This window comes from Rhodococcus sp. RDE2, assembly GCF_020885655.1.
GTDB lineage: Bacteria > Actinomycetota > Actinomycetes > Mycobacteriales > Mycobacteriaceae > Rhodococcus > Rhodococcus pyridinivorans.
This window is the reverse complement of sequence record NZ_AP025186.1, coordinates 2,443,031-2,467,907: the sequence shown is the minus strand read 5'-3', so window position 1 is coordinate 2,467,907 and position 24,877 is coordinate 2,443,031. Positions and strand designations below refer to the sequence as shown.

At 68.4% G+C, this 24,877-nt stretch carries 25 protein-coding genes and 1 riboswitch; of the genes, 16 read left to right on the top strand and 9 right to left on the bottom strand.

Annotated elements, in window-relative coordinates; all coding sequences use genetic code 11:
• Positions 1 to 14 precede the first annotated feature (14 nt).
• Positions 15 to 632 carry a hypothetical protein gene (locus LPH33_RS11495; RefSeq protein ID WP_088899302.1) on the top strand — a complete coding sequence of 206 codons (618 nt, stop codon included), beginning with the start codon at positions 15 to 17 and terminating at the stop codon, positions 630 to 632.
• Here LPH33_RS11495 and LPH33_RS11490 read toward each other — a convergent pair.
• From LPH33_RS11490 to mutA, 4 genes are read right to left on the bottom strand one after another with little or no spacing between them, the layout of a single operon-like run.
• On the bottom strand, positions 572 to 1,300 hold the full coding sequence (locus LPH33_RS11490) for a lysoplasmalogenase (protein ID WP_088899303.1): 729 nt from the start codon (positions 1,298 to 1,300) through the stop codon (positions 572 to 574). The genes LPH33_RS11495 and LPH33_RS11490 overlap by 61 nt on opposite strands.
• A gap of 4 nt (positions 1,301 to 1,304) precedes the next feature.
• Positions 1,305 to 2,354, bottom strand: a complete 1,050-nt coding sequence (gene meaB / locus LPH33_RS11485) for a methylmalonyl Co-A mutase-associated GTPase MeaB (RefSeq protein ID WP_229568060.1) — start codon at positions 2,352 to 2,354, stop codon at positions 1,305 to 1,307.
• Between the two features lie 7 nt (positions 2,355 to 2,361).
• Positions 2,362 to 4,608, bottom strand: coding sequence for a methylmalonyl-CoA mutase (gene scpA, locus LPH33_RS11480; protein WP_106199843.1), 2,247 nt, complete (start codon positions 4,606 to 4,608; stop codon positions 2,362 to 2,364).
• Positions 4,609 to 6,474, bottom strand: coding sequence for a methylmalonyl-CoA mutase small subunit (mutA, locus tag LPH33_RS11475; protein WP_229568058.1), 1,866 nt, complete (start codon positions 6,472 to 6,474; stop codon positions 4,609 to 4,611).
• 277 nt (positions 6,475 to 6,751) lie between these two features.
• On the opposite strand from mutA, the gene LPH33_RS11470 reads away from it, so the two are divergent.
• The 3 genes from LPH33_RS11470 (at position 6,752) to LPH33_RS11460 (ending at position 8,723) form a co-directional block, all read left to right on the top strand.
• Entirely contained in the window at positions 6,752 to 7,423 is a 672-nt protein-coding gene (locus tag LPH33_RS11470) for a TVP38/TMEM64 family protein (protein ID WP_229568321.1), read from the top strand.
• Between the two features lie 206 nt (positions 7,424 to 7,629).
• On the top strand, positions 7,630 to 8,211 hold the full coding sequence (locus LPH33_RS11465; RefSeq protein ID WP_160875084.1) for a SatD family protein: 582 nt from the start codon (positions 7,630 to 7,632) through the stop codon (positions 8,209 to 8,211).
• A complete protein-coding gene (locus LPH33_RS11460) occupies positions 8,208 to 8,723 on the top strand; it encodes a hypothetical protein (RefSeq protein WP_229568056.1) in 516 nt (171 codons plus the stop codon). Before LPH33_RS11465 ends, LPH33_RS11460 begins: the two co-directional genes overlap by 4 nt.
• Before the next feature lie 16 nt (positions 8,724 to 8,739).
• Here the strand turns inward: LPH33_RS11460 and LPH33_RS11455 are convergent, their stop codons facing one another.
• Both LPH33_RS11455 and LPH33_RS11450 read right to left on the bottom strand, forming a co-directional pair.
• Entirely contained in the window at positions 8,740 to 8,949 is a 210-nt protein-coding gene (locus LPH33_RS11455; protein WP_006551530.1) for a DUF2945 domain-containing protein, read from the bottom strand.
• 78 nt (positions 8,950 to 9,027) lie between these two features.
• On the bottom strand, positions 9,028 to 10,353 hold the full coding sequence (locus LPH33_RS11450; RefSeq protein WP_229568054.1) for a DUF2254 domain-containing protein: 1,326 nt from the start codon (positions 10,351 to 10,353) through the stop codon (positions 9,028 to 9,030).
• A gap of 132 nt (positions 10,354 to 10,485) precedes the next feature.
• Positions 10,486 to 10,575: riboswitch (glycine riboswitch) on the top strand.
• A gap of 142 nt (positions 10,576 to 10,717) precedes the next feature.
• Between LPH33_RS11450 and LPH33_RS11445 the strand changes: the two genes are divergently transcribed.
• Entirely contained in the window at positions 10,718 to 11,755 is a 1,038-nt protein-coding gene (locus LPH33_RS11445) for a DMT family transporter (RefSeq protein ID WP_229568053.1), read from the top strand.
• A 52-nt stretch (positions 11,756 to 11,807) separates the two neighbouring features.
• Here LPH33_RS11445 and LPH33_RS11440 read toward each other — a convergent pair whose 3' ends face one another.
• Both LPH33_RS11440 and LPH33_RS11435 read right to left on the bottom strand, forming a co-directional pair.
• Positions 11,808 to 13,046 carry an SPFH domain-containing protein gene (locus LPH33_RS11440; RefSeq protein WP_160875078.1) on the bottom strand — a complete coding sequence of 413 codons (1,239 nt, stop codon included), beginning with the start codon at positions 13,044 to 13,046 and terminating at the stop codon, positions 11,808 to 11,810.
• 2 nt (positions 13,047 to 13,048) lie between these two features.
• The gene (locus tag LPH33_RS11435; protein ID WP_060653287.1) at positions 13,049 to 13,489 is read right to left on the bottom strand and encodes an NfeD family protein; all 441 of its coding nucleotides are present in this window, start codon (positions 13,487 to 13,489) and stop codon (positions 13,049 to 13,051) included.
• A gap of 217 nt (positions 13,490 to 13,706) precedes the next feature.
• Between LPH33_RS11435 and LPH33_RS11430 the strand changes: the two genes are divergently transcribed.
• The 11 genes from LPH33_RS11430 to LPH33_RS11380 all read left to right on the top strand — a co-directional run bounded on the left by LPH33_RS11430 (position 13,707) and on the right by LPH33_RS11380 (position 23,992).
• Entirely contained in the window at positions 13,707 to 14,342 is a 636-nt protein-coding gene (locus LPH33_RS11430) for a TetR/AcrR family transcriptional regulator (RefSeq protein ID WP_159418417.1), read from the top strand.
• A gap of 44 nt (positions 14,343 to 14,386) precedes the next feature.
• Entirely contained in the window at positions 14,387 to 15,250 is an 864-nt protein-coding gene (locus LPH33_RS11425; RefSeq protein WP_229568051.1) for an oxygenase MpaB family protein, read from the top strand.
• A 163-nt stretch (positions 15,251 to 15,413) separates the two neighbouring features.
• Positions 15,414 to 16,259, top strand: coding sequence for an MlaE family ABC transporter permease (locus LPH33_RS11420; RefSeq protein ID WP_202399687.1), 846 nt, complete (start codon positions 15,414 to 15,416; stop codon positions 16,257 to 16,259).
• Complete coding sequence (locus LPH33_RS11415) at positions 16,259 to 17,143, top strand: ABC transporter permease (protein ID WP_060653283.1); 885 nt, start codon at positions 16,259 to 16,261, stop codon at positions 17,141 to 17,143. The genes LPH33_RS11420 and LPH33_RS11415 overlap by 1 nt, the downstream gene beginning before the upstream one ends.
• A gap of 7 nt (positions 17,144 to 17,150) precedes the next feature.
• A complete protein-coding gene (locus LPH33_RS11410) occupies positions 17,151 to 18,167 on the top strand; it encodes an MlaD family protein (RefSeq protein ID WP_229568050.1) in 1,017 nt (338 codons plus the stop codon).
• The gene (locus LPH33_RS11405; RefSeq protein WP_229568049.1) at positions 18,164 to 19,201 is read left to right on the top strand and encodes an MlaD family protein; all 1,038 of its coding nucleotides are present in this window, start codon (positions 18,164 to 18,166) and stop codon (positions 19,199 to 19,201) included. Before LPH33_RS11410 ends, LPH33_RS11405 begins: the two co-directional genes overlap by 4 nt.
• Positions 19,201 to 20,217, top strand: a complete 1,017-nt coding sequence (locus LPH33_RS11400; RefSeq protein WP_229568048.1) for an MlaD family protein — start codon at positions 19,201 to 19,203, stop codon at positions 20,215 to 20,217. Before LPH33_RS11405 ends, LPH33_RS11400 begins: the two co-directional genes overlap by 1 nt.
• 1 nt (position 20,218) lies before the next feature.
• Complete coding sequence (locus tag LPH33_RS11395) at positions 20,219 to 21,319, top strand: MCE family protein (RefSeq protein ID WP_229568047.1); 1,101 nt, start codon at positions 20,219 to 20,221, stop codon at positions 21,317 to 21,319.
• Positions 21,316 to 22,344 (top strand): MlaD family protein, encoded by a 1,029-nt coding sequence (locus LPH33_RS11390; protein WP_120282476.1) that lies wholly within the window; start codon positions 21,316 to 21,318, stop codon positions 22,342 to 22,344. The genes LPH33_RS11395 and LPH33_RS11390 overlap by 4 nt, the downstream gene beginning before the upstream one ends.
• Complete coding sequence (locus LPH33_RS11385; protein ID WP_229568046.1) at positions 22,341 to 23,291, top strand: MlaD family protein; 951 nt, start codon at positions 22,341 to 22,343, stop codon at positions 23,289 to 23,291. Before LPH33_RS11390 ends, LPH33_RS11385 begins: the two co-directional genes overlap by 4 nt.
• A complete protein-coding gene (locus LPH33_RS11380) occupies positions 23,288 to 23,992 on the top strand; it encodes a hypothetical protein (RefSeq protein ID WP_229568045.1) in 705 nt (234 codons plus the stop codon). The genes LPH33_RS11385 and LPH33_RS11380 overlap by 4 nt, the downstream gene beginning before the upstream one ends.
• 12 nt (positions 23,993 to 24,004) lie before the next feature.
• On the opposite strand, the gene LPH33_RS11375 is transcribed toward LPH33_RS11380, so the two are convergent.
• A complete protein-coding gene (locus LPH33_RS11375) occupies positions 24,005 to 24,838 on the bottom strand; it encodes a DUF3097 domain-containing protein (protein ID WP_229568044.1) in 834 nt (277 codons plus the stop codon).
• Positions 24,839 to 24,877: the final 39 nt, after the last annotated feature.

The window sequence follows — 24,877 nt, the reverse complement described above, 5'->3', positions numbered from 1 at the left end:
GTACGGACGCTACGATGCGCCGTGTGAATCTGACCCGATACGCGGTCGCATCCGCGACCCTCGCCGGCGCTCTGCTCCTCGGAGCGTGTTCCTCCGGCGACGACGCCTCCTCCGACACCGCCTCGGACGCCGACTCCGCAGCCGTCGACACCACCTTCGACGCCGACACCGTCGGCGAACCGACCGGCCTCGGCAGCGACATCCTCGCCCGCTTCGAATCGTGCGACGATGTCGCGCCCGCCGTCGCCCCCTACATCGAAGGCCTGAGCCTGCGTTCGTCGAGCGGCGTGGACGAGTACAGCGTCTACTGCGCGTGGGAGACCCCGGACACCGCGACGAACCTCGACGAGATCCGGTCGGTGGAGATCGTCCTGGCACCCGGATCCGGAAACGTCCCGTCGGCGAGCGACCTCGAAACCGGCGGTCTCGAATTGCTTCCCGACCCCGACATCGAGGCCGCCGGCGGCGTCGCCTACACCATGGGAGAGGCCGTCTCGGTCGCCGCCGTCTCGGTCACCCAGATCCAGCTGCCCGACGTGGAGGTGTCCATCACCGGCGGGCAGTGGGGCGACTACCCGTCGCTCGACGCCCCGACATCGGTGACCGTCGCCAAGGAACTGCTCGACCTGTAGGCCCGTCCGCGCCGATCGTGCGCGGTGAGCACACCGCGCACGATCAGGGCCTGGGCCGCGATGTAGGTGGCCATGATCCACAACCCCACGGCAGGCAGATCCGCGTCGACGAAGGCACGCGCGGCGATGAGCGCATCGGAGACGACGAAGAGCATCGCGCCGACCGCCGCCGTCCGGTTCAGACCGGTGGCGAGCACCGCCATCGCCGCCAGACACGACGCGTAGACCGCCATCGGGACCACGAGAATCCCTGCCGCCGAAGCGCACACGGCGACCATGGCGATCACCGCGAGGGCGTAGAGACCGACCACCCACGGGCGGGTCCGCACCACGCTCGACCGCCGGTACGGCCGGAACGCGACGATGTAGGTGAGCTGGGCGCACAGGAAGAAGCCCACCAGCACCAGGAACGAGGCATCCCCCTCGACGAGATCGGGCGCGGTGTCCCCCAGCCACGAGAACCCCAGCGCCACAAGCGTGCCCACGACCAGCCGGTCGCGCGGTGCGGACGTGACGAGGACGAGTCCGAGCGCGAGCAGCGGCATGAGGAACCACTGCGAGACGTCGGTGAACGCCGAATCCGGCGCGAGAACCTGGAAGACGAGATGAGCCGCCGCGACGATCGCGAACGCACCGAGAACGGTGGCGGCGATCGTGCGGCGGCTCATGGGATCAGGAGTCCTCGCCGGACGTTCCGGGGTCGTTCACCCCGTCGAAGGCGTCGAGCAGGCGTTGCGCGGCGAGCGCGGCGGTCAGCGAACCGTCGCGCACCCCGGCCTCGACATCCTTGCGGATCGCCCGCACGCGCGGGGAGGTCTCGAGACGACGCAACAGCTGGTCGTGCACCATCGTCCACGTCCAGTCCACCTGCTGACGGCGCCGGTTCTCCTCGAACATGCCCGCCTCGGTGAGCACCTTCTTGTGCTCGAGCACGGTGTCCCAGAAGGTGTCCAGACCGTTGCCGGTCATGCCGCTCATGGTGATCACCGGCGGCTTCCAGATCGCGTCGTGCGGATGCACCATGCGCATCGCGCCGGCGAGTTCGCGGGCGGCGACCCGCGCGTCGCGTTCGAACTCCCCGTCGGCCTTGTTGACGGCCACCAGGTCGGCGAGTTCGAGCACGCCCTTCTTGATGCCCTGCAACTGGTCGCCGGTGCGGGCCAGGGTCAGGAAGCAGAAGGTGTCGACCATGTTCGCCACGGTCACCTCGGACTGCCCGACACCGACGGTCTCGACGAGGATCACGTCGAAACCGGCGGCCTCGAGCAGCACCATCGTCTCGCGGGTGGCCTTCGCGACCCCACCGAGCGTGCCGGCCGAGGGCGACGGGCGGATGTAGGCGTCCCGCTGCACCGCGAGACGCGCCATCCGCGTCTTGTCGCCGAGGATCGAACCACCCGTGCGGGTCGACGACGGGTCGACGGCCAGCACCGCGACCCGATGCCCCTGCTCGAGCAGATACATGCCGAGCGCATCGATGAAGGTCGATTTGCCGACACCGGGCACACCCGTGATACCGACACGAATCGCGTTGCCCGCCTTCGGGAGCAGGCGCAGCAGCAACTGCTGCGCCCGCTCCCGATGGTCGTCGCGGGTCGACTCGATCAGCGTGATCGCCCGCGCGAGGCCGGCCCGCTTGTTGGCGAGCACGGCCTCGGCGAGGGCGTCGACGTCGATCTGCCGTCGGCGGGTCTGCGCGGCGCCGGCCGAGGTGTCGCTCATGCCGACGTCAGCCTCCGAGGTGGTGGCCGAGCTGCGCGGCGAGCTTGGTCAGCAGACCGGTCGCCGCATCCGCGATCACGGTGCCGGGCGGGAAGATCGCCGCCGCACCCGCCGCGTAGAGCTCGTCGAAGTCACCCGGCGGGATGACACCACCGACGACGATCATGATGTCCTCGCGGCCCACCTCGGCCAGTGCCTGCTTGAGGGCAGGGACCAACGTCAGGTGACCCGCGGCCAACGACGACACGCCGATGACGTGCACGTCGTTGTCGGCCGCCTGCTGGGCGACCTCTTCGGGGGTCTGGAACAGCGGTCCCACGTCGACGTCGAATCCGAGGTCGGCGAAGGCCGTGGCGATCACCTTCTGGCCTCGGTCGTGACCGTCCTGGCCCATCTTCGCGACGAGGATGCGGGGGCGACGGCCCTCCTCCTCGGCGAACTTCTCGACCAGCTCGGTCGCGGCGGTGATGTTGGTGGCCTTGCCGGCCTCGTCGCGGTACACGCCGCTGATCGTACGGATCTCCGCCTGGTGACGGCCGTAGACCTTCTCCAGGGCGTCCGAGATCTCACCGACGGTGGCCTTCGCGCGGGCCGCGTCGATGGCCAGCGCGAGCAGGTTGTTGTCGAGACCCTGGCTCTGCGCACCGGCGGCGCGGGTGAGCGCGTCGAGGGCGGCGCGAGTGGCCTCCTCGTCGCGGTCGGCGCGCAGCTGTTCGAGCTTGGCCAGCTGCTCGGCCCGCACACGCGAGTTCTCGACCTTGAGGACCTCGATCTCGTGGTCCTCGGTCACCTGGTACTTGTTGACACCGATGACCGGCTGGCGACCCGAGTCGATGCGCGCCTGGGTGCGGGCGGCCGCCTCCTCGATGCGCAGCTTCGGGATGCCCTCCGAGATCGCCTGTGCCATACCGCCGGCCGCCTCGACCTCGGCGATGTGGGCGCGGGCCTTGTTGGCGAGCTCGTGGGTGAGCCACTCGACGTAGTGCGAGCCGCCCCACGGGTCGATGGGCCGCGTGGTGCCCGACTCCTGCTGCAGCAGCAGCTGGGTGTTGCGGGCGATGCGCGCCGAGAAGTCGGTGGGCAGCGCCAGCGCCTCGTCGAGCGCGTTGGTGTGCAGCGACTGGGTGTGGCCCTGGGTCGCGGCCATCGCCTCGACGCAGGTGCGGGCGACGTTGTTGAAGACGTCCTGCGCGGTGAGCGACCAGCCGGAGGTCTGCGAGTGGGTACGCAGCGACTTCGACTTCGGGTTCTTCGCCCCGAACTTCTCGACGAGCTCGCTCCACAGCAGGCGACCTGCGCGCAGCTTCGCGACCTCCATGAAGAAGTTCATGCCGATCGCCCAGAAGAACGACAGGCGCGGCGCGAACTTGTCGACGTCCATGCCCGCGTCGAGTCCGGCGCGGATGTACTCCATGCCGTCGGCGAGGGTGTAGGCCAGCTCGAGGTCGGCCGTCGCGCCGGCTTCCTGGATGTGGTAGCCGGAGATCGAGATCGAGTTGAAGCGCGGCATCTTCGCCGAGGTGTACGCGAAGATGTCGGAAATGATCCGCATCGACGGCTTCGGCGGATAGATGTAGGTGTTGCGGACCATGAACTCCTTCAGAATGTCGTTCTGAATGGTTCCGGCCAGCTGCTCGGGCTTGACGCCCTGCTCCTCCGCCGCCACGACGTACAGCGCCAGGATCGGCAGCACCGCGCCGTTCATGGTCATCGACACCGACACCTGCGACAGATCGATGCCGTCGAACAGCTGACGCATGTCGAGGATCGAGTCGATCGCGACACCGGCCATACCGACGTCACCCTGCACGCGCGGGTGGTCGGAGTCGTAGCCGCGGTGCGTGGCCAGGTCGAAGGCCACCGACAGACCCTTCTGGCCGGCCGCGAGGTTGCGCCGGTAGAAGGCGTTGGACTCGGCGGCGGTGGAGAAGCCGGCGTACTGGCGGATGGTCCACGGCTGGTTCACGTACATCGTCGGGTACGGCCCGCGCACGAACGGGGCGATACCCGGGTAGCTGCCGAGCGGATAGCCCTCGGCGACGACGGCGTCGCGGTCGGCCTTGGTGTAGACCGGCTTGACGTCGATGCCCTCGGGCGTCGACCACACGACGTCCTCGGTGCTGTAGTTGTTCGCCTCGGCGACGGACTCGACGAGCGCGGCGGCCTGCTCCGCGGTGGGAGCGGTGGGCGCCGGCGCTGCCGGGTCCGTCAACGGGACGTCGGCGAAGCTGCCGATTTCGTGTTCGATGCTCACTTACGCTCCCAGAGTGTTCAGCAGGTCGGTGAGGGCGGCGACGGCGTCGATGCGCGCGGTGAGGAAGCCGTCCGGACGATCGTCGCCCTGCGCGTCCTTCACGGCCTTCTCGGGTCCGGCCAGCAGCACCGTCGTGATCCCCGCCGCACGCAGCGCAGCGGTGGCCGTACCGGCCTGCTCGCCGTAACGGGTGTCGGTGCCGCACAGCACGGCGACGGACGCTCCGGTGTCGCCCACCAGGGACGACAGGTCGGCGTCGAGATCGAGCGGTCCGGGATTGACCGCTTCGATGCCACCGGCGGCGAGCAGGTTCGCCGCGAAGGTCGCCCGCACGTTGTGTTCGGCGATCGGTCCGAGCGGGGCGAGCAGCACCCGCGGGCGGGCACCGTGCGAGGCCAGGTAGGTGTCCGAGCGGTCGCGCAGCGCCTCGAACGGGGCGGCGTACCGCGCGGCGGACGCGCCGGCCTCGGCGACACCGACCGGCAGCGGCTTCTCGGCCAGGTTCGGGAACTCGTTGACACCGGTCACCGAGAACTTGCGGTGCGCGATGTCGGACTCGCGGCGGGCACGCGTCTGCGCGACACGCTCGGCGATCAGCCCCGCCTCGAGAGCGGCGCGGTAGCCACCGGCCGCCTCGATCTCCTGGAAGAAGCCCCATGCCTTCTCCGCGATCTGCGCGGTCAGCTCCTCGACGTACCAGGAACCGGCGGCGGGATCGAGAACGCGACCGAGGTTGGACTCCTCGAGCAGCAGCAGCTGGGTGTTGCGGGCGATCCGCGCGGAGAACGCCTCGGACACCTCGAGCACACCGGCCGGCAGTGCGGAGTCGAACGGCAGGACCGTGACGGCGTCGGCGCCACCGACACCCGCACCGAAGGCGGCGAGGGTCGTGCGCAGCATGTTCACCCACGGATCGCGCTGGGCCATCATCGCCGCGGAGGTCACGGCGTGCTGCGGAGCGTTGCCGGCCTCGGGGGCACCGGCGACCTGGGCGACGCGCGCCCACACCTGACGACCCGCGCGGAACTTGGCGATGGTCTGGAACTGGTCGTCGGTCGCGGCGAGACGGAACTCGAGCTGACCGAGCGCGGCCGCGACGGGAACCCCGGCGTCGACGAGTGCTCGCACGTAATCGAGGCCGGCGGCGATCGCGGCACCGAGTTCCTCGGCGTCGGACGAACCGGCGTTGTGGAAGGCGGTGCCGTCCACGGTGAGGGCACGCACCCCTTCGGTGCGGTCGGCGGCGGCCCGTGCCAGCTCGACGGCCTCGTCGAGAGACACGTCGGGACGCTCGGAGAACGCGCTGGTGAGCGGCGCTGCACCGAGGAAGATGCGCACGGCGGCGCGGTCCTCGATGTCGGTGCGGTTGTCGAGCACGGAGTACACGGCGGTGGTTGCTGCGACCACATCGGCACCGGCGTCGAGACGGACCGGCGCGAGGTCGAGGAGCACACCGCTCAGCGCGGTGTCGAGCGCGTCCACGGGGACCGCGCCGGCGCCGAGACCGAGCCACACCGAGCTGACACCGTTGTTCAGGGCGTCGAGGATGCGCTCGTTGACCGAGGCCGCGTCGGTGCCGGTGAACCGGACGTCGACGAGCCAGCCGGTGTTGACGTCGCGCGTGGACGAGCCGCCGCGGACGAACGGGAACTCACCGGGCAGCGGCGCTTCGTCGCGCTCGTCGCGCAGGCCGTACAGCGGCGCGACGGTGACGTCGTCGTAGGTCGTGGTCTCGAGCAGACGCTGCGGCTCGGGTCCGAGTTCGGCCGGGTCGACGCGTCGGGACTTGGCCAGCACCCCCGCCACCGCGTCCTGCCACTGCGCATATGCGCGCGCGGCATCCTCGGCTTCTGCAGCTAATGACACGGGCGATTCCTCCTACTGCGGGTTTGCAGGCTTTGTACGGACGGCGTTGTCGGCCGGAGGTGGACAACCTCGAAAAGGGTAGGTTGCCTTCGGTGTGATGCTATCCCCACACACCGCGCGGTCGTTGTGGGGATCACCACAGTTTTTCTAGCGCTCGATAACGACGTCCTCGACCGGAACGGTATCGTGCCGCCTTCGCCACTCTGCTCGCGGGGAAGCAGACACTGCCCGGCCGGTAGTGTGGACGCTCGTGACGAGGCTTGCCGCAGACCGCAGAGTGCTCGGCATCCTGGGCCTGGTGGCGGCGCTCGTCGTCGTAGCTCTCGTGGTGCCGCATCCGTCGATCGCCCAGATCCGGGAGTGGTCCGAATCGGTGCACGGCCCGGCACTGGTCCTGGCGTTCTTCGCCGTCCACGCCCTGGTCACGATCGCCCCGATTCCGCGCACGGTGTTCACCCTCAGCGCCGGCGTGCTGTTCGGCAGTGCCGTCGGCATCGGCGTGACGGTCGCCGCCTCCACGGTCAGCGCCGTCCTCGCGTTCCTGCTCGTGCGGGCCGTCGGACGCAAGGCCGTGGAATCGCGTCTCACACACCCGGCGGCGAAAGCGATCGATCTGCGGCTGGCACGCCGCGGATGGCTCGCGGTGGGCTCCCTGCGGTTGATCGCTGCCGCCCCGTTCTTCGTCGTGAACTGTTGCTGCGCGGTCTCGGCGGTCCGTCTCGTCCCCTACACACTCGCGACGGTGGTGGGCATCCTGCCGGGCACCGTGGCGGTCGTGCTCCTCGGCGATGCCCTGACCGGGCAGACCGATCCGCGGCTGATGGTGATCACCGGGGTGTGCATCGCGCTCGGTCTCGCCGGACTGCTGCTCGAGGCCCGGCTCCCCGAGCCCGCCGGTTCGGCGCTCGACGCCGTCGTCGATCCGCATCAGGACCCGGCGGCGAGATAGTCGGCCAGGATCGGGCCACGGACGGCGAGCACGGCCGGGGTCATCCACCGGTCTCGTGCCCGGGACCGCGGTTCAGCGCGTCGAGCAGCACATCATGAGCTGACGGGGAACGAGCCGGCCCGATAGCCTGTACGCATCACTACGCGGCACCGATTCGTCAAGCTTCAGGTATTGATTATCCGGAATCAAGCCCTCACACTTGACACATGTTCGTCTTGACGGTCGACCAGCGGCGCAGCCGCCGAGACATCGACCGCGTGGCAAACCTCCTCACCGAACTGCAGGACGTTCCGCTGGTACGGCCCTTCGATCGCACCGCGGGCGACGAGGTCCAGGCCGTCGCGGACAATCCCGCCCTCGTCGTCGATCTCGTCCTCGACCTCCTCCGGAGGGAACGCTGGAGTATCGGGGTGGGAATCGGCCCGGTGGAGACCCCGCTCCCCGAACAGACACGCGCCGGCCGCGGACCCGCCTTCGAACACGCCCGCACCGCCGTCGAACGCGCCAAGAACGCCCCTGGGCAGGTCGCGGCCGAAGGCGACGACACCGAGGTCACCGCCGACGTCGACGCCGCGCTCACCCTGCTCGCCACCGTCGTCCTGCGCCGCACAGACCAGGGGCACGAGGCCGTCGACTTCGCTCGTCAGGGCCTGTCGCAGGCGCGGATCGCCGAGCGTCTCGGCATCAGCAAACAAGCGGTGTCCCAGCGCCTCGCCACCGCCGGCTGGCAGGCCGAACTGGCCGGACGCGAACTCGTGCGCCGACTCCTGGAAAGGGCCGACCGTTGACCGTCCTCTCACTGGTGTGCCTGGCCGTGGCCGCTCTCGCACCCGCACTCGCGCTACGCCCGAGCATGCCGGTGTGGCCGGCCGCCTCGTTGAGCATCGCGGGTCTCGCCGGTGCAGCCCTCGCCGCCACCGCGACCACACCGGTTCAGGGAGTCGCGCTCGCGGCCACGCTGATCCTCACCGCCACGGCGGCGATCACCGGGGGCGGACCCGCGGTCCTCGTGGCGTTCCGCATCGCGCGCCGGCAACCCGACGCCGGTCCCGAGCCCACCCCTCCCCCGGGCCCGCTCCGCGGCGGACGCGTCATCGGCGTGCTCGAACGCGGAGCGGTCACCGCCTCGATCCTCGCCGGATGGCCCGAAGGGATCGCCGTCATCATGGCGGTGAAGGGTCTCGCCCGTTATCCCGAACTGCGCGAACCGAACGCTTCCGAACAGTTCATCATCGGTACATCCACCTCGGTGCTGTGGGCGGTCGCGGTGTGCGGCGTCGGGCAGGCGCTGATCACCTGAGCGGGGATCTTCACCGTCAGGTCTTCTTCAGCGCACTCCCCTTGTGCATCGCGACGTGATCGGTCTTGTCGCTCCGGATCTCGTACTGCGGCTCGTCCTCGCTGCACCGCCGCGTGCGTCCCTTGAACTCCACGTCCTCCGTGTGCTTCGCGATGATCACACCCTCGACGTATCCGGCTTCGGAGTTCCATCGGACGTGGTCACCGACGGAGAAGTGGGTCGCCATGTCGTCGTCCTCCCGATCGGCCCGCTTCCTGTCGACAGTCGGATAGCCGTCTCCCATCGGTCCTACACCCCGGGCCGATCAGTCCGTCCGATGCTCTGCGGGATCCGCGGACCCCTCGGCGACGGCGCGGAAACGTTCGAGGTCCTCCGGACGGAACTCGGGCCGGGCCATCACCGCGTCGACGAGCAGACGCAACTGGTGTTGCAAGGCCGGTACCGGCTCGGTGCGCCCCTGCTCGGAGAGATGATCGATGAGCATGCGCAGCACCCGGGCGAGCGCCGTGGCCACGTGCAGCTGCGCCGAACCGGCCTGCCGGATCTGTTCGAAGGCGTGCTCGATGTACTCGTCGGGCGACAGGATCCACGGACGCAGCAGGATCCGGCCGTCCGCACCCTCGATCGCCGGCACCGGACTGCCGGTGACCAGCAAGGTGCGCAGCAGACTGCCGAGTCGGAGCACTACCTCGGTGGCGGTCGTCGGGTCGTTGATCGCCTGGCTCAGCGCGCGCAGCGCGATGTCGACGAGTTGCCGCAGCGCGAAGTCCACGTCCTGTTGCATGGTGCGCGTATTCGAGATCTCCACGGCCGCCTCGAGCCGCCGCAGGATCACCGCCCGTTCCGGCTTCGGATGGATCCGCAGCAGCGGTTCCCCGCAGTGGATGTACGCGCCGGGACGCGTCTCCATCCGCACGACCGAACCCGGCGGTGCCACGGCGAGAGCGAGCTCGGCCGGCGCCTGGGTCACCCAACCGTCGCGCGGGGCGTGCACCGTCGCCCCCTCGGTGAAATCCGGCTCCGGCACCCGGTCGACGCGGATCTCGCGTTGCGCACTCCGGCTCGTGTTCGCGATGACCTTCTCGGCCTCCGAGGCGATGCTGCGCACCACCTCCCCGACCTGCAGACCATGGGCCAGCCGGTTGAGATAGGCGATGATGAGCACCACGGTCGACACCGCGAGGACCACCGCGAGGGTGGTCGACAGCGTCGGGGCGGGTGCGGCGTCGTCCGCGCCGATGTGGCGCAGCGTCAGCACGCAGTAGACGAAGGTCGCCACCAGCATCCCGATCACCGTCTGGCTGGCCCGATCCCGGATGAAGGACCGCATCACCCGCGGCGAGAACTGGCTGCTCGCCAACTGCAGGCTCACGACGGTCAACGAGAAGACGACACCGGCGGTGGTGATCGTGGCACCCGCCACGGTGCTCAGTAGCCAGATCGCGGCGTTGCTGTTCATCTTCATGCCCCACGGAAAGGGGCCGAAGGCCCGATCGATGTAGCCACTCACCTCCGCCAGCACGGCTCCGGCGACGACGACCAGCGCGGGCAGCGCGAACAGGCTCTCCCGGAATCGGTATACGCCCGCGGCGATCCGCAACTGCATCCACGATCTCGGCAGAACACTCATGTCGACCAAGCTAACCATCCGGTCTCCGCACCGCGGGCACTCGCAACGAACTGGGGGCACGCGCACCGGATGTCCCCTGCGGCGCGGTCACGACGAGTCCATGAGATACTCGACGGACAACTGAACAGCCACCGAACCGCGGCGGGAGAGTCCCGCACACAGCGGGCGCCGAAGGAGCAACCTCCCCGGGAATCTCTCAGGCCCCCAGACCGCCACGGCGAGGCTCCTCTGGAAAGCAACTCTTCCGGGTTCACCGAAGGTGTAAGCGGCTCCGTCCGCGAAAGCTCTCAGGTCCGATGACAGAGCGGGGAACGACAACACCCGCTGGTGCTCGTGTCGTGCACCCTGGACCCGAGGTAGACGTGTGACCGTTTCCCTGGGCGCGCCTTCGCGCGCCGATAATTCGCTGTCCGCGCCCCTGCGCGCCGATGATGCGCTGCTCGAGCAGCGCGCCGATATTGCACCGACCGAGTCGCGTGGCCCTGTTCTCCTTCCCTCCCCCGCCCCGAAGTCGACGCCGCGTACGAACCGGCGACTCGGGATCGCCGCGATCGTGCTGTCCGCGACCGCGATGGGCGCCGCAGGATTGTTCGGCCGCAAGGCCACTCCCGAAGGCGCGGTGCTCGGTGAGGCACTGACGCTCGGGCGGATGGCGGTCGGAGCGCTCGGCATGCTCGTCCTGATCGCGCTGTCCCGCCGCCTCGGACAGTTGCGCCGGACCCGCCTGTCCTGGTCGGTCGTCGGTGGCGGTGTGCTTCTCGGACTGTCCCTCGCGACCTATCTGTCCGCCACGGTGTTGACCGACCTGTCCCGTGCCGTGGTTCTCCATTACCTCGGCCCCGTCGTTGCGACGGCCCTCGCCCGGGTGTTCCTGAAGGAGAGGGTCGGTCGCCTCGACGCCCTGTCGATCGGCACGGCGTTCGCCGGGATGTTGCTCGCCGCCGGCCTGGTGGGCGGTGAGTCGTCCGGGGGCGAGCACGAGACGCTGGGTACCGTGCTGGGCGCTGCCTCGGGAGTCTTCTACGGCGGGGCCCTGCTGTGCTACCGCTATCGCACCGACATGCCGTCCGACGTCCGGTCCCTGTGGAACTTCGTCTTCGGTGCCGTCGCGGCAGGGGGGATGGTCGCGGTGACCCGACCCGACATGTCGGGGATGACCGCGACGCACTGGTTGTGGGCCGGTGGGTTCTTCGTCGTCTGCGGTCTGTTCGCGCTGGGGCTGCTCGTCGTCGCGGGAAAGCACCTCCGCGCCGCGGAACTGTCGGGCCTGTCCTACCTCGAAGTCGTGGTCGCGCTGATGATCGGCATGGTCGCCTTCGGAGAGTCCGTGACCGTGCTCGCCGCCGCGGGCGCCGGTCTCATCATGGTGGCGATGACACTGCCGATGCTCGGCCGCCGATGACGAGTGGGAGGGCGCGCCGACGGGCGCGCCCTCCCACTCGAATCGGTTTCCGTTACTGCTGTTGCGGCGGCTCGACCGGTTGCTCGGATGCGTCGTTCGTCATCCAGCGCTGCGCCGGCGGCGTTGCGGGCAACGCCGACTGTCCTTCACCGGCACCCTGCGTCCCCGCCGTGGCGAGACCCGTACGGACCGCGGGATCGACCGGCTTGCGCGCGACCGCCTCGGCTTCGGCAACGGCCTGGGCCACCTCGGGGTCGCGCTTGGTCGCGAACCAATCCTCGACCTCGTCACTGTCGTCCTCGGGCCGTTGCAGTTCCTCGTCGACAGGACTCGGTTCGAAGCGGAAGACGCCGTCCTCGCCGGGTGCACCGAGCGTCCGCGCGAATCCTTCGAGCGCCTTGCCGAAGTCGCTCGGCACCACCCACATCTTGTTCGCATCGCCCTGGGCCATCTGCGGCAGGGTCTGCAGGTACTGGTAGGCGAGCAGCTCCGGAGTGGGCTTGCCGGCCTTGATCGCGGCGAACACCTTCTCGATGGACTTCGCCTCGCCCTGGGCCTCGAGGTACCGTGCCGCGCGATCACCCTGCGCGCGCAGGATCCGCGACTGCCGGTCGGCCTCGGCCTCGAGGATCGCGGCCTGCTTCGCACCCTCGGCGGAGAGGATGCGCGACTGCTTGTCGCCCTCGGCGGTCTTGATCGCGGATTCGCGGTGACCCTCGGCCGTGAGGATCATCGCGCGCTTCTCGCGGTCGGCCTTCATCTGCTTCTCCATCGATTCCTGGATCGACGGCGGCGGATCGATGCTCTTGAGTTCGACCCGGGCGACACGCAGTCCCCATCGGCCGGTCGCTTCGTCGAGCACCCCGCGGAGCTGGCCGTTGATGGAGTCACGGGAGGTGAGCGTTTCCTCGAGGGTCATACCGCCGACGACGTTGCGGAGCGTGGTGACGGTGAGCTGCTCGACCGCGGCGATGTAGTTGCTGATCTCGTAGACGGCCGCCTGCGGGTTCGTGACCTGGAAGTACACGACCGTGTCGATGCTCAGCGTGAGGTTGTCCTGGGTGATGACCGGCTGCGGCGGGAACGAAACCACACGTTCGCGTAGATCGACCTTCGCGCGGATGCGGTCGACGAAGGGCACCAGGAAGGTGAGCTGACCCGACGCCGTCCGGTAGTACCGGCCGAGACGTTCGATGACCGCGGCCTCCGCTTGCGGTACCAGCGATACCGATTTGGCCACGACCACCACGACCAGTGCCACCACTACGGCGAGCACGATCAGAGCTTCCATCCTCAGACACCCCTCCACACGACGGCAGTCGCGCCGTCTATCTGCATCACTGTCACTGTCGTTCCCGGCTCGTATACCTCGGTGGCGTCCAGCGGCCTGGCGGTCCACACCTCACCGTCGATCTTGACGCGCCCGGAATGCTCCCCCACCTGCTCGAGGACCAAGGCGTGCTTGCCCGGGAGAGCGTCGATCCCGGTCGGCAGAGCGGGCGGCTGGGAGTACCGCCGCCTCAGCATCGGCCGGACACCGAGCAGCAGAACCAGCGAGGTCACGGCGAAGATCACCGCGTCGATCCAGACGGGCAGATCGGTCACCGCGGAGACACCGCCGGTGACGAGCGCTGCACCGCCGAGCATGAGCAGCGCGAAATCGCCCGTGAGCGCTTCGCCGGCCGCCAACGCCACTCCGGCGATCAACCAAATCAATGCGGCCACGATCACCATCGAACCACAAATCGGACATCCTGGCAGACGCCCTGGTGGAGGAAACGGTCTCGGCTCCTCGTCTTGGATGCTGTTTCCTGCAGGGGAGATCTCAGGGCCGGAGATTCTGTATTTTTCTTTCTTCCGTCCCGACCGGACTCCCGCCTCGCTTCATAAGTGAAGTTAGCCGAAACACATCCTTTTGTCGTTGTGAGATCGGTGATACCGTCCCCGAACTATGGGTATCACCCCCGTGCGTTCGCTCCTCGTGGGAGCGTTGATCGGCCAGAGCGCCGACGCCGATCCGACCGACACCGCAATCCTTGCGGCCACCATCCGCTGCCTGAGCCATCACGGCCTCGAGCGGACGACCGTGGCCGACGTCGCGGCGGAGGCCGGCGTCGGCCGCGCGACGGTCTTCCGGCGGTTCGACACCAAAGAGGAACTGCTCGGTCGCGCGTTCGCGTGGGAGCTCGATCAGCTCGTCACGCGGTTCCACGCCGCCATCGACGACATCGAGGACCCGTACGAGCGCGCGGTCGAATGGATCGTCGAAGCGGTCCGCACCGTTCGCCACCACCCGGTCGCACGACGATTCGTCGACGACGGAGCCGCCCTCCCCCTCCTGCACGATCCGCAGATCACCGCTGCGCTGCTCACGTCGGTCCGCCACGAACTCGACCTCACCGCACAACGGGCGGGGATCACGTTCGACACGGCCACCGCCGCGGAGATCGTCTCGCGATTCTTCGCGAGCGTGTGGCTCGCACCCGATCTGGGCAGCGCCACCGCGACCGACGACGGGGTACGACGGGTGGCCCGGACCATGCTGTCCTTCCTGATCGTGCCCTCGACGCCCTCCACCGACAGCTGATGTCCGCATCCGTTCCCCAGCCATCGAACCCGAGGAGTCCGGCAATGGAAGTCACTCCCGCACAGCGTGTTCGCGCAAACATCGAGGACGACGTACCCGTCGCCGACCGCACCTTCGTCCGGTTGCTGGCAGATCGCCGCATCTGGCCGATGTTCCTGTTCCGGGCGCTCTCCCTCCAGGGCACCCACCCCACCGTCATGGTTGCGCTCGAACAACATTCGAAGTCGTTCACCGAGCCGTCGGTACGCGCGGAGAACACCCTCGCGTACACCTACCGCATCTACTTCGGCGAGAACGTCGCCGATTCGGCACGCGAACTGCGGGAGATGCACCGCCCCATCACCGGACTCGACTACGAAGGCCGGAGATACCACGCGTGGAACCGCGACGTGTGGACGTGGGTCCACCTCACCACCATCGAATCGCTCATCTACGCGATCGAGGTCTGCTTCGGTCCGCAACCCGCACCGGAGGTGGAGGCCTTCTACCGGGAGAGCTGCCGGCTCGGCATGCTGTTCGGCGTCCGTGAGCAGGACATGCCGGACGACGTGGCAGCTCTTCGCGCCTACGTCGACCGAGGGGTCGCCGACAAGCTCGCGATGTCGCCCGGAACCCGGCGGATGCAGCAACTCGTCGACGAACAGGACGTGATCGCAACCCTCGAGCCGAAACTCGCCGCACTCCCCCGGCCCCTTCCCGCCGTCCTCGAGAAGTTGACGGGGCGGCCGGTGAAGACGTTGATGTTCGGCGCATTCCCCGAATCCGTCCGCCGGATCTGGGGAGTGCCGTGGAGCGCGGCCCGCGAGCGTGAGTTCCGAGCGATCCTCGCACTCATGCGCGTCGGCTCCCGGCTGTTTCCCGAGCGCCTGCGCATGATCCCGGAAGCCCGCGCCGCGCTGGGGATCTGACCCACCGGTCCTCACCGCCGTACACGCGTCCGCTCGTAGCGGACGCGAGCCGATGCTGCAGTCGTCGGCCGTCCTGCAAGTACCCGACTCGGGTATCCGGTTGCTTCCGTGCCCGGTTCCACCCAGTACCACTCGATCCAGTGTCAGTTCATCAGGGGGCTCGATGAAGACCTCGCGACCCGCGGACGCAGACGTCCGGGGCGAGCGGCCGTTCGGAGGTGCCGTGGTCACACGCACCGCCGACTCCACGCGCACATTCGGACGCACGCTCCGTCTGGCGTTCCGCTCCACCGCATACCTGATCGTCGACATCGCACGCGGTCGTTTCCCGATGCGGGAAGCAATCGTTCAGGGATGGTTCTTCATCTCCGTCTCGGCCGTGCCCGCAGTTCTGGTGGCGCTGCCGCTCGGCGTCGTCATCGCCGTCCAGGTCGGCAGCATGACCGACAACGTCGGCGCCAACTCCATGGCCGGCGCGGTGGGCGGCATGGGAGTGATGCAGCAGATCGCGCCCCTGGCCGCGGCCCTGCTCATCGGTGGTGCCGGTGGTTCGGCCATCTCGGCCGACCTCGCCTCGCGCACCATCCGGGAGGAGATCGACGCGCTGCGCACCCTCGGCATCGACCCCCAGCGCAGATTGGTCTCCCCCCGCATCCTGGCGATGGTCGTCGTCGCCCCGATGTTGTCGGTGCTGATCATCCTCATGAGCATCCTTGCGAGCTTCGCCGTGGCCTCGCTCGGCCAGGGGGTCGCCCCCGGCTCGTACTGGTTGTCGTTCGGCAGTTTCGCCTCGACCACCGACCTGATCGTCTGCCTGTTCAAGGCCGCGGTCTTCGGTTACGTGGTGGCGATCATCTCCAGCCAACGGGGCCTCGAAGCCAAGGGTGGCCCGAAGGGCGTCGCGGACAGCGTCAATGCGGCCGTGGTGCTCAGCATCATCGCCTGCATGGTCGTCAACCTCTTCATCACCCAGGTGGTCCTGATGTTCGTCCCCATGAGGTTCCTCTGATGAGCGCCACACGCAGCGGATCCGTTGCCACGCCGTCGCCCTATCGTCCCCGCGGTCTGCGGTGGACGCGCCACGCCGGCCGGGCGTGGAACCCGATCGAATCCCTCGGGCTCTACCTGCACTTCGTCGTCGTCTCGTTCCGCGGCATCGGCCACGCCCTGCGCCGCAACCGCCGCCAGACCGTCGCCATCTTCACCGACCTGACATGGGGCAACGGCCGCGCGGTCATCGTCGGCGGAGGCGTCGCACCGGTACTGGCCATCCTCGGCATCGTCGCCGGGGCGATGGTCGGTCTCGTCGGCTTCTCCGCACTCGACATGCTCGGGATGGGACCGTTGACCGGCGCCATGTCGGCCCTGGCGAATCCACGCGAGCTCGCTCCCCTCATTGCGGCGATCGGATTCGCCGCCCAGGCCGGCTGCCGCATCACCGCCGAGGTCGGCGCCATGCGGATCTCGGAGGAGATCGACGCGCTCGAAGCCCAGGCCATCGACTCGATCCCCTATGTCGTCTCCACCCGGCTCATCGCCGCCGTCGGCGCCGTCGTCCCGTCCTATCTGATCGCGCTCGCGCTCGGATTCGCCGCCACCGGCGCGACCGTCACCGTGGTGCAGGGTCAGGGGTCGGGCGCCTACGACCACTACTTCCACATGTTCACCGAGCCGATCGACCTGATCTACTCGCTGGTCAAGGTGATCGTGTTCGTCCTGGTCGTGACGCTCGTGCACGCCTACCAGGGCTATCACGCGAGCGGTGGTCCCGAGGGGGTCGGGATCGCCTCGGGCCGCGCCATCCGGGCGAGCCTCGTGCTGATCGTGACCACCGACATGGTGCTCACGCTCGTCATGTGGGGCCTCGACGCGACGATCAGCTTCTCGGGGTGAGGAACCAGTGAGCGCAGCACAGTATTCGGGCTTCGGCCCCAGCCGCCGCGGACTGCGGATCCGCGGGCTCGCCGTCGTGGTCGCCGCCGCACTCGTCGTCACCGCGGCCTGGTGGGCGTCGCAGCCCGACCGCTCCGGTGAGGTGCAGTTCGCCGTCACCGCATCGAATCTCGGCGACGGGGTCTCCACCGACACCGCCGTGCGTCTGCGGGGCATGTCGATCGGATCGGTGATCGAGGTCGAACCGCAGGGTCCGCAGCAACAGATCGTCACACTCAGCGTCGACGAAAGCCACGTCGCCGAGTTGTCGACGGCCATGCACACCCGTTTCGTCTCGTCGAACATCTTCGGTTCCACCGCACTCGAGCTCATCCCGATGCCGGGCGGCGAGCCGATCCGAGCCGGCAGCACCCTCGCCCTCGGCGATGTCGGGGACTACACCGTCACCACGGTGCTGCGCGATTCCGGTCGTCTCCTGCTCGACGTGGTGACGCCACAGCTGTCGGACTCGATCGACAGCGCCGCCGAACTGACCCAGCAGATGGCGCCGCTGCTCGCCTCGTCGCTGCTCGTGATGCGCAACATCGCCCGCACCCAGAACGAGCCGCTCAGTGAGTTGCTGCCGAAGTTCGCGGATGTCTCCGAAGGTGTCGCGGCGTTCACTCCGTCGGCACTGAACACTCTGTCGGCCATCGCGTCCGTCGAGGAACTCGAGGACGACTTCCGCACGCAGCAGGCGAGCGAGACGATCACCGAGGTCTCGCATCTGGTGCTCGCACTCTCGGGTGAGATCGTCGGCGCGCTCGGCCCCACTTCGTCTGCCGTCGACATGCTCCTCGACATCCTGATCCCGCTGAACCAGAGCCTGGGCGGGGTCACCCCCGACCAGGTCGACCGGCTCGTCGACGGCGCCGACGGCGCACTGCAGCACCAGGGCGACCGGGTGGTCCTGGGGGTGGACGTGCTCGTCGACACCTTCCCGGCCTTCCGGGTCCCGCTCGAGACCACCGGGGGTACCCGATGAGAACTCCACGCCAGGCAGCCGTCCGGCTCGCCCTGCTCGCCGGCGTCGTCGTCCTGATCATCGTGCTGATCGTGCAGGCGATCGAACGTCCCGTCGGCGGATCGACCGTCGCCTACAAGGCCCAGTTCGGTGACGTCTTCGGCCTCAAGGAGAACGCCGATGTGCGCCTGCGGGGCGTACAGATCGGCAAGGTCACCGACATCTCGGTGTCCGACGGCAACCGTGCGCTCGTCGACTTCACGGTGCTCGAGGAGTACCGTCTGCGCGAGTCGGACCGGCTGCTCGTCAAGTTCCAGAACCTCACGGGCCAGCGCTATCTCGAACTCGATCGCAGCGAGGAGGGCGGTCAGGAGGTCGATCCGTCGGGGCTGGTCGTGAACACCGTCGACTCGTTCGACATCACCACGGTCTTCAACGGACTCAAACCGCTTCTGCGCGAAGCCGATCCGGCCGTCTACAACCGGCTCGCCACGAATGTGGCCGCGTTGATCGAGGGCAGCGAGTCCAGTCCGACCCCGGTGATGCGCGACATCGCCGAGCTCGCGAGCTACGCCGAGGACCGCAGCGCCCTGATGAGCACTCTGCTCGACAACTTCACGGCCCTCAACGAGCAACTCGAAGGCCGGTCCGCGAACCTCGAGAACATCCTCGAGGTCTTCCACTCGATCTTCACCCCGCTGGTGACACGTATGACCGAGTTCCTGTCCCTGACCAAGCTCGGTGCACTCGAGATGGCGGAGGTCGACCGCACGGTGAACCTGCTCTCCCAGCTGGGCCTCGGCGCGCCTGCCGAACACGACGGATTCCTGGAACGCAACGACGATTTCATCGTCCGGGTGGACCAGGTGATCCCGGATCCGCAGACGGCCATCGACACCCTGTCGGTTCTGCCGGGGATCTTCGAGGGCATCAACTCCCTGGTGCCGCGCGTGGACGAGTCCCGGCAGTGCAGCAACGGCGCGGTGCAGTTGCCGATCGAGGCCGACATTCTGCTCCAGGGCCGTCCCCTGACCATCTGCAACGGAGGTGCCTGATGCGCACCCGCCTGTTCGGACGACTCGACTTCGGCGCCGAGGACGCCGATCCCCGCACCCAGATGTGGTGGGCGCTGTCGGGTCTGATCGTCCTCGCCCTCGTCGCGGGCATCGTCCTCGTGCTCTATCTGCGACCGGTCGGTTCGACGACCTACCGCCTCGACCTGCCGGAATCGGCGGGGCTCGCCGCGGGCGACGACGTGCGCATCGCGGGTGTGCCGGTCGGTTCGGTCACCGGCCTGCACCTCGCCGACGACCACGTCGACGTCGAGTTCACCGTGGACTCCGAGCATTTCGTCGGCGACCAGACCTCCGTGTCGGTGCGGATGCTCACCCCCATCGGAGGCCTGTACCTCGCGGTGCACCCGGCCGGCCGGCAGCCGCTCACCGAACCGATCCCCGAGAACCGCGCAGCACTGCCGTTCCTGGTGAACGACATGTTCGAGGAGGCCACCGAGGTGGTGGAAGAACTCGACACGCAGGCACTGCGCACCGCCCTGAACAAGACCGCTGCGCTGCTCGGCGAATCGCCGGATTCGGTGCGGATCACGGTCACCGACCTCGAAGCCGTCATGGACGTCATCGCGAATCAGAAGGACCAGATCGAAAGCCTGCTCGAGCTGTCCAACGAATATCTCCGCACCGCCAACGACAACAAGGAACTCGCGCTCGAGATCATCCGCGGCTACGCGATCCTCGGCCCCAAGATCGTCGAGGCCCATCAGGACGTGAAGATCTTCGCCGACGGGCTCTCCGGGCTCGCCGGGCTGCTGTTCGACTTCCTCAGCGGCCCGTACCAGGAAAAGGTCGAACCGATCATCCCGCATCTCGTCGAAGCCGCCGACAGCAGTGCGGAACTGTCGGCCTCCGTCGAGTCGATGACGGAATCCCTCCGTGCCACCCTCACGGGACTCGCGGCCGTCGCCGGTCCCGAAGGCCAGGCCCTTGTCGACCAGAGCGGACTGACGGTCCAGCGACCCGACGTCTGTCTCCCGATGCCGGGAACACGGTGCTGACGTGCGAACACTGACGACGACTACACGACGACTCGTTCCCGCGGTGACGGTCGTGGCGCTGGCCGTGGCCGGCGCGACCGCCTTCGCCGCGACCTCGGGGGACGACACCTCGATCTGCGCGTACTTCGAGGACTCCTACGGCCTCTACCCCGGTTCCCCGGTCACCATCCGCGGGATCTCGGTCGGGACCGTGGACCGGATCGAACCCGACGGTGCGCGCGTGCGCGTCGACATGACCGTCGGTGACCGCGAGCTTCCCGCCGAGACCGGCGCGGTGATCACCAACGCGTCCATCCTCACCGACCGCAGACTCGAACTCGTCGACGCCGATCCCCGGCCGGGACCGACCCTGTCGCGGGAGACGTGCATCGACACGGCGCACACCCGCACCCCGGTCAGCGTGTCGGACGCGCTCGGATCGTTCTCCGAACTCGTGCGGCAGATGACCGAGCGCGGACCCGACGGGACCGCGCCGCTCGAAACCGCATTGAAGGACGCCGGACGCGAGTTCGAGGACCTGGGACCGACACTCAACCGAGAACTGCGCGACCTCGCGGACCTGCTCTCCTCCCCCGACAACTTCATGGACCAGCTGGGGCAGATCCTCGACAACTCGGCCGAGATGACGACCCTGCTCACCGGCGACTGGGAGAACGTCAAGTCCACCATCCAGACGTTCGCCCCGGGCCTGGCGGGCATCGAGCAGATGCTCGTCGTGGCGAAGATCCTCGTCGAGAAGCTGTCACTGGCCGTCGGACCTCTCGACCGGCTGTTCAACGAGCACTTCCCGTACCTGATGAACGCCCTGAACTCGACGCTGCCCACGCTGACGATGTTGCGCACCCAGGCGGAGAGCTCGAGTGAGCTGCTCGCCACCATTCCCGGCACGATCACGATGCTCGAGACCATGGTGCAGTCCCACCCGGGGTCGGTCGCCGTCGAACTCGATCCCGCCCGCGCCGAGGTGCCGACCCCCGATGCCGCGCTGACGTGCACGGCACTCGAGCAGATCGCACCCGACAGCTGCACCGTGGTGTCGTCCCGCTCGGTGTCGGTGCCGCTGCCTCAGCTGGTCCTGTCGACGATCGGAGCAACGCCGTGACCCGTTCGTTCTCCCGGTCCCGCCTTCTCATCGGTGCGGTCCTCACCGCTCTGGTGGCATTGTGCGGATGCAGTTTCGACCCAAGCGACCACGCGCTGCCCGGCTCCGGGGTGCGCGGACCGACCTACCGGCTGAACCTCGAATTCGAATCGCTGCTGAGCCTGCCGGCCGGGGCGGACGTCCGCTCCGAAGGCATCTCGGTCGGCACCCTGCGGGCGATCGATCTCGAGCCGCACAGCGCCGTTGCCCGGATCGACGTGCGCGAGTCGGTGGTCGTGCCCGCGGGCACCCGCGCCGAACTGCGGCAGAACACCGTGCTCGGCGACATCTACGTCGCTCTGCTCCCCCCGAAGGACGGCAGCGGCGCACCCTTGCAGGACGGCGACACGATCCCGTTGCAGGACACGGATCCGGGTCCGCAGATCGAGGACATGCTCGAACGCATCGCGATGTTCGTCAACGGCGGAAGCCTGACCCGCCTGCAGGATTCGCTTGCGCGGCTGAACGACGTGCTGCCCGAGGACACGCAGGAGACCCGTGAGTTGTCGGCGGTCATCTCCAACGATCTGAGCGAGGCCGCCGCGAACATCGACCAGATCGATCGCATCGTCGTCGCGACGGAGGACCTGTCCCAGCGTCTCGATGCCGCACGCGACGACGTGGGGTTCCTGTTCTCCGACACCGCACGTCGGCGTCTCGACCGCGTGCCTTACTTCATGGAGGCCGTGCTCAACATCGTCATCGACGTGAACACCATGGTCACGGGCCTAGAATGGTTGATCCCCCGCCTCCCGCACATCAACGACAACCTCGAGATCCTCACTCCGCTGCTGCGCGAACCGTCGCCGAACGCCACCGAACTGCGCGGCAACGCAGCAGAACTCGTGGAGCTCGTCGACGAGAAGCTCGTCCCCTTCCTGCTCGAACCCGGCATCGACATCCGTGAGGTGACCATCGCCGGTAACGAGGGAAGTCCGGCGGCCGACGGACTGGTTCTCCTGCGCATGATCGGAGCGATCCCGTGACCCGAATTCCGGCCTGGATGTCCGCACTCGCCCTGGCCCTCGTGATGATCCTGGGAACCTGGTATCTCGTCGTCGGTGTGCTGCAGATCGATCCGACCCAGCGCCGCGTGCACGCCGTGGTGGACATGCGCGACGCGGCAGGACTGCGCACCGGATCGAGCGTCGTCTACCGCGGGGTGAGCATCGGACGGGTCGACGGCATGGAAAACCTCGACGGTTTCGTCCGCATGAACATCTCTTACGAAGCCGAACACCGCATCCCCGTCGACAGCACCATGCGCGTCGAGAACCTGTCGTCGCTGGGCGAACCGGTGTTCTCGTTCCTCCCGGCCTCGACCCAGGGGCCCTATCTCGAGGACGGCGCCCACCTGACCGAGATCGTCGAGCTGCCCACCTCGGTACCCGATCTCCTCGCCACCACCTCGGAGCTGCTCGAACAGACCGACGCCGAGTCGCTGAACGAGCTCGTCGCGACGTTCACCGAATCGGTTGCGGGTCTCGAGGAGACCATGCCCGCGGCGGGTCGTGGCGCCGAGCTGCTGCTGTCGACCCTGACCCGGCACGAGGGATCGCTGGAAACGGTACTGAGCGACCTGATGTGGATGATGGGCGATGTGGACTGGGTGCGACCCGCGATGGTCGCGGCGCCTCCCATGCTGGACCAGTTCGGTGAGACCCTCGGTGTCTCGTACGAGTACCTCTTCGAGGGGTCCTCGGTACTGAAGGGTGAGGAGATCCTCGGCTCGTGGCGCGAGGAGGAGATCGAACTCGCCGACTTCCTCAGGAGGTTCGCACCCGAACTCGGCGCGATCGGTGTCGCGCTCCGCCCGGTCACCCAGGCCACCGGTTCCGTGGTGGGCCGAATGGATCTCGGTACCCTGCTCGAACAGGCCATCGCGACCATGCCGGGCGACAGCGTCCGATTCACCGTGAACGTACCCCGATGAAGAAGGAAGAAATCGTCATGTCGAACACCGGCCCCTCGAACACCGGACCTTCGAACACCGGGCCCTCGAACATCGGGGTCACCGAACAGGAACCGGCCACCTCCACGCCGACTGCCGCCGAGGCGGGAAGCCGCGGTCCGTGGTGGTCGTCGGTCCGTGCCCTCGCGGTCGTGACGGTGCTCGCCGTCGTCGCCGCGGTCACCTTCGGGGTGCTGTGGGCGACGGACGACTCGTCCGAGCAACTGCAAGCCCTGCAGAGCCGACTCGACACCGAGGCCGAGGCCGAGGCCGTCGCCTCCGACTACGCGCTGAGCGTCTCGGAGGTCGACTTCCGTGATCTCGACGCCTGGCGGACGGCGCTGACCGACGGCGTCAGCGAACAACTCGCACCGAAACTCGAAGGCGCCGTGGACGTCGTGGCTCCGTGGCTGACGCAGATGGAGTACACCGCCGACGCCCGGTTGCTCGCGGCCGAGGTGGCGAGCAACGACGGCGATACCTTCGTCGTCCAGGTCTTCGTCGACATGATCTCGAAGAGCAAGCAGACACCCGACGGCGTCGCCGCCACCGCGACCTACACGGTGACGATGGACCGCGCGTCGGACTGGACCATCACCGACGTCGGCGGAGTGGGCGCCGGCCTGCCGGGTGGCGCCGCGGAGCCGGAACCTGCGCCGGCGCCGGCGGACGGGGGCCGCTGAGGTTCCGGTCGGTCAGCCCTCGTCGGGTTCGGTGACGAAGTCGACGAGGCGCTCGACGGCGCCGATGAGGTGCGATTCGAGATCGCGGAACGAGTTCACGGCGTTGTAGACGCGCCGCCAGCCGTCCTGCGGGGTGCCCCAGCCCAGTTCACGACAGACGCCGGTCTTCCAGTCCTGGCCGCGCGGGATGGTGGGCCAGGCGTCGATGCCGACGGCCTTCGGTTTCACCGCCTGCCACACGTCGATGTAGGGATGACCGGTGACCATCACGTGCGAACCGAGATTCGCGGTGAGACGCTCCTCCTTGGATCCGGTGACGAGGTGGTCGGCGAGCACACCGACCCGCCGGCCCGGGCCGGGATCGAACTCGGCCAGCCGGGCACCCAGATTGTCGAGGCCCTCGAGCTGTTCGACGACCACGCCCTCGACCCGCAGGTCGTGCCCCCACACCCGTTCGACGAGGGCGGCGTCGTGCACGCCCTCCACCCAGATCCGGCTCCCCCGCGCCACGCGTGCGCGCAGACCCTCCACCCGGGTGGATCCCGAGGCGGATCTCGTCGGTGCGGAGGCGGGACGGATCTTCGGCTTGACGAGGGTGACGGATGCTCCGTCGACCAGGAACGCGGCGGGGCGCATCGCAAACAGGCGGGTGCGTCCCTGCGCGTCCTCGAGCCGCACGAAGTCGCCGTCGTAGGTCTTCTCGATCCCCACGATCGCGCCGCACCAGCCGGATGCGGCGTCCTCGACGACGACGCCGCGCTCCGCTGCGAGTTCGGGAACGGCCTTCTTCTTGGTGCGGGCGTGACCGGCGTAGATGTCGCCGCCGTAGATATCGCGTGGGCTCACGCCAGTCGACCCTAGGACATCGCGCGGGGCCGCTCGCGC

Excerpts from the sequence above, each read along its gene's own strand:
- LPH33_RS11495 (WP_088899302.1), top strand. The coding sequence starts at position 15 with ATGCGCCGTGTGAATCTGACCCGATACGCGGTCGCATCCGCGACCCTC.
- LPH33_RS11490 (WP_088899303.1), bottom strand. The coding sequence starts at position 1,300 with ATGAGCCGCCGCACGATCGCCGCCACCGTTCTCGGTGCGTTCGCGATC.
- meaB (WP_229568060.1), bottom strand. The coding sequence starts at position 2,354 with ATGAGCGACACCTCGGCCGGCGCCGCGCAGACCCGCCGACGGCAGATC.
- LPH33_RS11465 (WP_160875084.1), top strand. The coding sequence starts at position 7,630 with ATGTTCGTCTTGACGGTCGACCAGCGGCGCAGCCGCCGAGACATCGAC.
- LPH33_RS11455 (WP_006551530.1), bottom strand. The coding sequence starts at position 8,949 with ATGGCGACCCACTTCTCCGTCGGTGACCACGTCCGATGGAACTCCGAA.
- LPH33_RS11450 (WP_229568054.1), bottom strand. The coding sequence starts at position 10,353 with ATGAGTGTTCTGCCGAGATCGTGGATGCAGTTGCGGATCGCCGCGGGC.
- LPH33_RS11440 (WP_160875078.1), bottom strand. The coding sequence starts at position 13,046 with ATGGAAGCTCTGATCGTGCTCGCCGTAGTGGTGGCACTGGTCGTGGTG.
- LPH33_RS11435 (WP_060653287.1), bottom strand. The coding sequence starts at position 13,489 with ATGGTGATCGTGGCCGCATTGATTTGGTTGATCGCCGGAGTGGCGTTG.
- LPH33_RS11430 (WP_159418417.1), top strand. The coding sequence starts at position 13,707 with ATGGGTATCACCCCCGTGCGTTCGCTCCTCGTGGGAGCGTTGATCGGC.
- LPH33_RS11425 (WP_229568051.1), top strand. The coding sequence starts at position 14,387 with ATGGAAGTCACTCCCGCACAGCGTGTTCGCGCAAACATCGAGGACGAC.
- LPH33_RS11420 (WP_202399687.1), top strand. The coding sequence starts at position 15,414 with ATGAAGACCTCGCGACCCGCGGACGCAGACGTCCGGGGCGAGCGGCCG.
- LPH33_RS11415 (WP_060653283.1), top strand. The coding sequence starts at position 16,259 with ATGAGCGCCACACGCAGCGGATCCGTTGCCACGCCGTCGCCCTATCGT.
- LPH33_RS11405 (WP_229568049.1), top strand. The coding sequence starts at position 18,164 with ATGAGAACTCCACGCCAGGCAGCCGTCCGGCTCGCCCTGCTCGCCGGC.
- LPH33_RS11400 (WP_229568048.1), top strand. The coding sequence starts at position 19,201 with ATGCGCACCCGCCTGTTCGGACGACTCGACTTCGGCGCCGAGGACGCC.
- LPH33_RS11380 (WP_229568045.1), top strand. The coding sequence starts at position 23,288 with ATGAAGAAGGAAGAAATCGTCATGTCGAACACCGGCCCCTCGAACACC.